The organism is Sagittula salina (assembly GCF_017813235.1).
Classification (GTDB): domain Bacteria; phylum Pseudomonadota; class Alphaproteobacteria; order Rhodobacterales; family Rhodobacteraceae; genus Sagittula; species Sagittula salina.
On the sequence record NZ_JAGISH010000079.1, the window covers coordinates 1 to 250 of the forward strand.

Here is a 250-nt window from a genome sequence, read left to right on the forward strand (position 1 = left end):
GCTTTTCAAATTATTTGGCGATTATGGAAAGCCGGTGCAAAAAAACGGATATTATTTTTAGCTGATCGAAATATTCTAGTAGACCAAACCAAGAACAAGGACTTTAAACCTTTTGGTCAGCACATGACTAAAATCTCGAATCGTATGATTGATAAGAGTTATGAAATTTATCTGTCACTTTATCAAGCAGTAACAGGTTCAGAAGAAGAAAAGAACATCTACAAGCAGTTTAGCCCTGAATTCTTTGACT

The 250-nt window shown here is 34.4% G+C and carries 1 protein-coding gene; it reads left to right on the forward strand.

What is annotated here, in order from left to right; all coding sequences use genetic code 11:
* Nucleotides 1–250 (forward strand): DEAD/DEAH box helicase family protein (locus tag J5474_RS22630; protein WP_209364278.1); only part of this gene is annotated, 250 nt, incomplete at both ends.